Genomic DNA, 6764 nt, shown 5'->3' on the forward strand with positions numbered 1-6764 from the left:
CTTGTTTACTTGTTCACCTGTTCTTTCATGCGGTTTACTTGTCAGGTGTCTTTGCCGTTGGCATGCTGAGGTTTGAATAAGTGAATCGTCTTTATTGCCAATTGCTCATTGCCTATTGCCTATTGCCGGTTGCCGGTTGGCCTTCCGCCTTTCTCGTACTGTCCTGCGGCGGCCGCGGGCCCGGAGGCCTCTCCCTGTGCGGAGCTTTGGTTTCCGGTTCGGTAGCGCCGTGGTGGCAGGTGTAGCAGAGGAAGCTGGGGAAAATAAATTAATTTTTTTATCCTCCCCACTCCCCACTTCTCCCGTTCGTGGTGTAGCTCTCGATTTGAACCAAGCGCGTCTTGCTATTCGCCAATTACCAGATCGGCCGGGGATGGCGGCGAAATTGTTTGGACTGTTAGCGCAACATAATATTAGCGTTGATATGATTATCCAATCTCAACGCTGTCGGGTGATTGATGGTGTTCCCAGACGAGATATAGCCTTTACAGTCTCGCGAATAGACGGGGAGAGTGCAAAAGAAATGCTTACCCAAATAGCAGCAGAATTAGGATGGGGTGAAGTTGTTTTAGATAGTGCGATCGCTAAAGTAAGTATTGTAGGTGCAGGTATGGTGGGACAACCAGGTGTTGCCGCTAAAATGTTTGAAGCGCTAGCCCAACATCAAATTAATATTCAAATGATTGCCACCTCAGAAATTAAAATTAGTTGTGTCGTGGCACAAGAGCAAGGCGTTAAAGCTTTGCAAGTCATTCATGCTGCTTTTGGACTGGCTGGTAGTGAGAAATTTGTCGTGCCAGCGTAAAACCTGGCTCTAACTCCTTCTATCCACAGGAGAGAATAACTATTTTCTGCTTGCATTATTGATACATCGGCTGACAATGCGATTGTTTCGGCTGACAATGCCATTGTTTTGACTGACAATGCCATTGTTTCGGCTGACAATGCCATTGTTTCGGCTGACAATGCCATTGTTTTGACTGACAATGCGATTGTTTCGACTGACAATGCGATTGTTTCGACTGACAATGCGATATACAGTCCATCCTTGGGATGCCATTGTTCCATCATGGCTACTATTTCTGGAATCCAGCTTCTACCACACCAAACTAAATTAAGTTTTTTGAGCGGCTTTTGGCTGATACCACCCTTTTATATCAAGTCCGGTGAATCACTTATGATTACCGTATCTGTGCAAAAATCCCAAAAGCCTCTTTCCCCTTGCCCCCTGCGCTCTAAATGATAAGTCTTTAGCCGGACATGATATTATTCTGCGATGCGGTGATATTCTTTAAAATAAATAAATCTTTATATCTAAAGCTCAACAGTAATAACACCTAAGCTATAATCAAACAATTTATAATACTATATTTATATTAATGAATAGTCATTTACTAAATGGACATTATCAAATACTAAAAATTCTCAATGATAGTGAAAAGGGAAAAACGTATTTAGCTGAAGATGTTAATCTTCCTAGCAGCCAATTTATAGTAAAGCAGTTACGTCCTGCTAGTAGCAATCCTGAAAATTTAACAATCTTACGGCGCTTGGTTGCGAGTCTTGCTGCAACTTTAGAAAAACTAGGACAAAAACACGAGAAAATTCAAAAGCTAATTGCTTATTTTGAAGAGAATGAAGAATTCTATATAGTCCAAGAATTCATACCCGGCAATCCTTTAACTAACGAAATTATCCAAGGGCAACCTCTGAGTGAAGACCAAGTAATTAGTCTTTTATCAGAGATATTAGAAATTTTGGTGATTGTACATAGCGATGGCGTGATTCATCGGGATATTAAACCAGCAAATATTATTCGCCGTGAATCAGACAAAAAGTTAGTTTTGGTTAACTTTGGCACTTTTAATGGAGCCATCGCTAATACCGTTGACAATCTGGAATATATGCCGATAGAACAAGTTAACGGCAATCTCAAATACAACAGCGATATATATGCTTTAGGTATGGTTGCGATCACAGCACTTCTAGGTTTATCTGGAAACGAAATCTCTAATTTGCGAAGTCAGAAAAATCGGCTGACAGATGAAATCGTTTGGTATAACAAAAACCTAAGAATTAACAGAAAATTAGCAATAATTATTAATAGAATGGTGCGTTTTGACTATCGTAAACGCTATCAGTATGCTACCGAAGTTTTAGACGACCTGAAAAAGATAACAAATGTTGATCGCGATCAGCAAAAACAGCATCAGAAAAAATTATTAGTAGTTTTGGCTGGGGTAGCTGGGTGTATCACACTTGGTGTTGGAGCATGGCAATTGAGGTTGCTAAAACCTCTAATAAATGCTCAACAGACATTATACCAAGAGGGAGTAAATAAATATGAGGCAGGAAACTATGAAGGAGCAGTTGAAGATTTAAATCAGGCGATTGAATTAGATCCAAAAAATGCTCTGGCTTATAATAGGCGAGGCGATGCTTATTATCGATTAGGAGACTACGAGCAAGCACAAGCAGATTCTAGCCAAGCTATTTTACTCAATCCTCAAGATGCTAATGCTTATTTTGATCGAGGATTTGCTTTCTCTGAATTAGGCAAGTACAAAGAAGCGATCGCAGACTATACCCAAGCGATTAAGTTAAATTCTCAGGATGCTTATGCTTACTATGGCCGGGGGTTAGCCCGTACTCAACTGAAGGATAATAAAGGAGCAATTGGAGATTTTAACAAAGCGATCGCTCTCAAGCCTCAGTATAGCGAAGCCTACTTGCAGCGAGGGATTCTTCACCGTCGTCTCAGACAAAGACTTGAAGCAATCCAAGATTTTGATACAGTAATTAAGATTAATCCTAGCGATGCTAAAGCTTATTATCAAAGAGGTTTAACTCAATCTATTAATAAGCAAAAATATGCAGCGCTGAAAGATTATACAGACGCAATTAACATCAATCCTAAATACATAGAAGCCTATCTTAATCGTGGTGATGTTTACAGCGATTTGGGAGATAACCTCGAAGCTACTGAAGATTACAACGCTATTTTACAGATTGATCCTAAATTTACTGCGGCTTACATCCACAGAGGTATTCACCGCTTTTCTTTCGGAGATTATAAAGCCGCTATTGAAGATTACACCGAAGCGCTGAAACTAGATTCTAATAATTTAGCAGCTTATAACAACCGTGGTAACGCCTATCTCGAACTGGGAAATAAAAAAGCTGCAAATCAAGATTATTCACGAGCGATCGCAATTAATGCTAACAATGCCTTAGCCTACTATAACCGGGGCGTGATTCGCACTAAGCAGAAAAATAAACAAGGAGCGATCGCAGATTTCAGAAAAGCTGCAAAACTATTCCAACAACAAGGAGAAAAAGATAGTTATCAAGATGCACAAAGAGAAATTGCAATTCTACAAAATAATTCAGCATCAGTGAAAGCTACCCGCCCTAAATCTGGAAAAAGAGAAAAAAATTGAGCTATGACTCAATACAGTAATACCATTTTAAGAGGATATTTTAAAAGTCCTCTGGTCGGTAGCAAAACGTTTTAGATCCCCCTAAATCTTCCTTAAAAAGGAGAATTTTGATTCGGTTCTCCCTTTTTTAAGGGGGATTGGGGGGATCTTTCGGGGTAAAATATTACTAACACCAAGCGCATTGCAATATGTCTATTCACCGTCATAAACCGTAAGCTTTGACATTTTATGTGTCCTTGTAGACTAATAAATTATCGCTCAACATGAGTCATAGTGTTTTACCACGACTCAATTAGGATGCCTATATGCTAACTCTTCTCACTTTTTCTCCAGACAACCTGGAATTATTCAACAGTAATCATGTCGATACGGTACTGAAACAAATTGATAGTTCTCGCAATATTTGGTTGCGCTGTATTCACTTCCGCGATCGCACTGGAACAGCCAAAATTATTAAGCACTTTGGTCTTAATCCATCGCGTGTTAATATGATTTTCAACCATTCTCCTGTAGGAATTGATGAAGACGTAGAAGATTGTTTATTTGACAGCTATGAAATATTAACTCCTCAAATAAAAAATCACGAGTTTGAGGTTGCTCGTGGCAATATTGTGCTGGGGAATAATTTTATTATCACCTTTGAAATTACTGAATTAAAAGTTTTAAGTATTTTAGCTAATAATCTGCAAAAACGAACTAAAGATATTGAAACGTTAGGAATTGATTATGTTTTTTATCTCATTTTTAAAGAGGTTTTGAATAATTACCATACTGTATTTGACTATATTTCTAGAAAACTTGATGATTTAGAAGATGAAGTTTTAGATAATTCTGGTGATGAATTAACATACCAAAAAATCGCCACGATGAGGCAATCGACTCGTTCAGGACGCCGTAATTTTCAAAGCATCAAGTCACTGATGGCTATTATGGATTACGAAGATTTTCAATGGATCACCCAACCAGTAAAGGAACTATTCAATCAAGAATTAGTTCATCACGTTGATAAACTTTGGCAAGAATATCAAGCGTTGAGAGCCTGGATGTCAGAATTAATGGAAATTCAACGCGATAATATTGCTAGCAAAACCGGTGAACGAATTAATCGTTTAACTATCCTCTCAACCATATTTTTACCAATTACTTTTATATCTGGTTTCTATGGCATGAACTTCAAATATATGCCTGAATTAGAACAACCTTGGTTTTATCCTGCTGTGATCTGCGTGATGGCATTAATTGTAATTGGTAGTATTGTATATGCTAAAAAACAACGTTGGTTGTAACGTCTTTCAGGTTACAGACTATTGGTGGAATAGTAAAATTTACATCTCCTTTAGCATTACTATATGCTTTTTGTAAGTAGACTGAATCAACCTTAAATCGGTAAAAAAACGTGAATATCCCATTGATTATTCGTGCTGAAGAACACAACGAGAAAACAGCAATTGCTACAACGGATAGAGCATTTACCTATCAAGATTTGCTGCACACTTCCAGTCAAATAGCAACAGGTCTTCTTAAGAATACAGAAGATTTACAGGAGCAGCGAGTTGCCTTTTTGATCCCGCCTGGGTTTGAGTATGTAGCCACTCAATGGGGAATTTGGCGTGCTGGTGGTATAGCTGTACCTCTGTGTATTTCCCACCCGCGACCAGAATTAGAGTATATAATTACCAATTCTGGAGCATCGATTATTATTGCTCATCCTAATTTTGAGGGTATACTGCGTTCGCGCAGCGTCTCCGCAGGAGAATCGCTCGCCAAAGCACACAATTTGCGATTTATCCTCACCTCAGAAACGCTCCCATCTGATATTGCTTTGCTCCCACAGGTCGATATCACTAGACGCGCCTTAATTCTGTACACAAGCGGTACGACAGGTAAACCCAAAGGTGTGGTTACAACCCATCAAAATATTCAAGCGCAAGTGACTAGCTTAATTACCGCTTGGGAATGGACATCGAATGATCGCATTTTACATATCCTGCCACTACATCATATTCATGGGATTATTAACGTCCTGACTTGTGCTTTATGGGCTGGCGCGGAGTGTCATCTGTTGAGCAAGTTTGATGCAGAAACAGTTTGGAACCAAATTTGTGATGGTAACTTAACCCTATTTATGGCAGTACCAACAATTTATGTAAAGCTAATTACTGCTTGGGAAACTGCCTCTAAGGAACGCCAAAAAAGTATGTCAGAAGGCTGTACTAAGATGCGCCTGATGGTTTCTGGTTCGGCAGCGTTACCAGTTCAAGTTTTAGAAAAGTGGCAAATTATCAGTGGCCATTTTCTGCTAGAGCGCTATGGCATGACTGAAATTGGTATGGCGCTATCGAACCCTTTACACGGTGAACGGTTGTCTGGATATGTGGGGAAGCCACTACCTGAAGTTGAAGTGAGATTAGTAGATGAGAACGGGGAGTTAGTTCCAGCCGGAACACCAGGAGAGATTCAAGTTAAAGGGCCTGGAGTGTTTATAGAATATTGGCAAAATCCCCAAGCAACCGCCAAAGCCTTCCAATATGGCTGGTTCCGTACTGGAGATACTGCCGTAGTTGAGAATGGCAACTACCGCATTCTGGGCCGAATGAGTGTGGATATCATCAAAACGGGAGGGTATAAAGTTTCGGCTCTGGAAATTGAAGAAGTATTGCGATCGCATCCAGATATTCAGGAATGTGCAGTGGTTGGGGTTGCCGATTTAGAGTGGGGTGAACGGGTTTGTGCGGCGTTAGTATTGCAAGGGTCACAACCTTTAACATTAGAATCTTTTAGGAGTTGGGCAAAAGAGCGATTGGCAGTCTATAAAGTGCCAACCCAAATTTTGATAGTTGAAGAATTACCGCGCAACGCTATGGGGAAAGTGACTAAGCCGACAGTGGTTGAGTTATTTTGCTGATAGCGATCGTCAACGCTGAACTAGACCTAGAAATTTTCAACTTGCCAATGCTCAAATCCAGAAGAAGCTAGCCCAAATCAGTCTTGATGCCGGATACGAGTTGCCAACCCTTTGTATACGCTATGAACTAATGGGAGAGTAGATATGTGGAAAGATGAAATTCTTGAAGAGATTTACAGAATTCGAGAAGAACATGCAAAGGCTTTCAACTACGACTTACAAGCAATTTGTGATGATTTGCCACAAAAGCAAGCTGTAAGTAGTCGGCAGATCATTTCACAGCCACTCAAACAACCCAGTCGCCAAAATAGCAAATGCGTAGGCGTAGCCAGCCGTAGGCATCGCCGAAATAGCAAATGAGTTCGCCAAAATAACAAATGAGTTCGCCGAAATAGCAAATGCGTTGGCGTAGCCCGCCG

Annotated in this window: 5 protein-coding genes and 2 pseudogenes; 6 read left to right on the forward strand and 1 reads right to left on the reverse strand. The window is 40.2% G+C overall.

Features of this window, described 5'->3' with window-relative positions; translation table 11 throughout:
* Nucleotides 1–298 precede the first annotated feature (298 nt).
* Nucleotides 299–805 (forward strand): annotated as a pseudogene (locus ACFE90_RS25135) (ACT domain-containing protein); the annotation flags it as partial.
* Here ACFE90_RS25135 and ACFE90_RS25140 read toward each other — a convergent pair.
* The gene (locus ACFE90_RS25140) at nucleotides 754–1071 is read right to left on the reverse strand and encodes a hypothetical protein (protein WP_375505175.1); all 318 of its coding nucleotides are present in this window, start codon (nucleotides 1069–1071) and stop codon (nucleotides 754–756) included. The pseudogene ACFE90_RS25135 and the gene ACFE90_RS25140 sit on opposite strands and share 52 nt — an antisense overlap.
* 308 nt (nucleotides 1072–1379) lie before the next feature.
* On the opposite strand from ACFE90_RS25140, the gene ACFE90_RS25145 reads away from it, so the two are divergent.
* The 5 genes and pseudogenes from ACFE90_RS25145 to ACFE90_RS25165 all read left to right on the forward strand — a co-directional run bounded on the left by ACFE90_RS25145 (nucleotide 1380) and on the right by ACFE90_RS25165 (nucleotide 6705).
* Nucleotides 1380–3440 carry a tetratricopeptide repeat protein gene (locus ACFE90_RS25145; RefSeq protein ID WP_375505176.1) on the forward strand — a complete coding sequence of 687 codons (2061 nt, stop codon included), beginning with the start codon at nucleotides 1380–1382 and terminating at the stop codon, nucleotides 3438–3440.
* A gap of 305 nt (nucleotides 3441–3745) precedes the next feature.
* On the forward strand, nucleotides 3746–4726 hold the full coding sequence (locus tag ACFE90_RS25150) for a magnesium transporter CorA family protein (RefSeq protein WP_375505177.1): 981 nt from the start codon (nucleotides 3746–3748) through the stop codon (nucleotides 4724–4726).
* 110 nt (nucleotides 4727–4836) lie between these two features.
* Nucleotides 4837–6345: an acyl-CoA synthetase gene (locus ACFE90_RS25155; RefSeq protein ID WP_375505178.1), complete on the forward strand. Its 1509-nt coding sequence runs from the start codon at nucleotides 4837–4839 to the stop codon at nucleotides 6343–6345.
* A 40-nt stretch (nucleotides 6346–6385) separates the two neighbouring features.
* Nucleotides 6386–6487 (forward strand): annotated as a pseudogene (locus ACFE90_RS25160) (DNA-binding protein); the annotation flags it as partial.
* A gap of 2 nt (nucleotides 6488–6489) precedes the next feature.
* Nucleotides 6490–6705 carry a hypothetical protein gene (locus tag ACFE90_RS25165; protein WP_375505179.1) on the forward strand — a complete coding sequence of 72 codons (216 nt, stop codon included), beginning with the start codon at nucleotides 6490–6492 and terminating at the stop codon, nucleotides 6703–6705.
* The last annotated feature ends 59 nt before the right edge of the window (nucleotides 6706–6764 follow it).

The sequence above is a fragment of the uncultured Nostoc sp. genome (assembly GCF_964245445.1).
In the GTDB taxonomy this organism is placed as follows: Bacteria; Cyanobacteriota; Cyanobacteriia; order Cyanobacteriales; family Nostocaceae; genus Nostoc.

What these genes read in the sequence shown, in the direction of transcription:
- ACFE90_RS25165 (WP_375505179.1), top strand. Translation starts at nt 6,490, where the DNA reads ATGTGGAAAGATGAAATTCTTGAAGAGATTTACAGAATTCGAGAAGAA.
- ACFE90_RS25150 (WP_375505177.1), top strand. Translation starts at nt 3,746, where the DNA reads ATGCTAACTCTTCTCACTTTTTCTCCAGACAACCTGGAATTATTCAAC.
- ACFE90_RS25145 (WP_375505176.1), top strand. Translation starts at nt 1,380, where the DNA reads ATGAATAGTCATTTACTAAATGGACATTATCAAATACTAAAAATTCTC.
- ACFE90_RS25140 (WP_375505175.1), bottom strand. Translation starts at nt 1,071, where the DNA reads ATGATGGAACAATGGCATCCCAAGGATGGACTGTATATCGCATTGTCA.